An 887-nucleotide genomic window follows, 5' to 3' on the forward strand; every position below is an offset into this window, starting at 1 on the left:
GCATCTAATGGAGGTTGTATCTCCGGAGTTTCTACTTCTTTTAGTAATTCTGATATATTACCAACTCCTGCGACACCAACTATAAGTTCTACTATACCGACTTGTTTGGCGGCAGGAACCAGTACCATCAGCAATTATAGCGCCGTTAATACTTATACTTTCACCCCAACAGGGCCTACAGTTGGAGGATCAGGACTAATATCCGGGATGACAATCGGTACTTCTTATACTATAACCGCATCTAATGGAGGTTGTATCTCTGGAGTTTCTGCTTCTTTTAGCAATTCTGATATACTGCCAACTCCTGCGACACCTACAATAAGTTCTACTGTACCAACTTGTTTGGCAGCAGGAACCAGTACCATCAGCAATTATAGCGCAGTTAATACTTATGTCTTTACGCCAACAGGGCCTACAGTTGGAGGATCAGGACTAATATCCGGGATGACAATTGGTACTTCTTATACTGTGACTGCATCTAATGGAGGTTGTATCTCTGGAGTTTCTGCTTCTTTTAGCAATTCTGATATACTGCCAACTCCTGCGACACCTACAATAAGTTCTACTGTACCAACTTGTTTGGCAGCAGGAACCAGTACCATCAGCAATTATAGCGCAGCGAATACTTATACTTTCACACCAACAGGACCTACAGTTGGAGGATCAGGACTAATATCCGGGATGACAATCGGTACTTCTTATACTGTAACCGCATCTAATGGAGGTTGTATCTCTGGAGTTTCTGCTTCTTTTAGCAATTCTGATATACTGCCAACTCCTGCGACACCTACAATAAGTTCTACTGTACCAACTTGTTTGGCAGCAGGAACTAGTACCATCAGCAATTACAGCGCAGCGAATACTTATACTTTCACCCCAACAGGACC

At 42.8% G+C, this 887-nt stretch carries 1 pseudogene; it reads left to right on the forward strand.

Going from position 1 to position 887, the window contains the following annotated elements:
• Positions 1–887, forward strand: a pseudogene (locus G3A47_RS22645) (T9SS type B sorting domain-containing protein); the annotation flags it as partial.

The organism is Flavobacterium poyangense (genome assembly GCF_011751075.1).
GTDB lineage: Bacteria > Bacteroidota > Bacteroidia > Flavobacteriales > Flavobacteriaceae > Flavobacterium > Flavobacterium poyangense.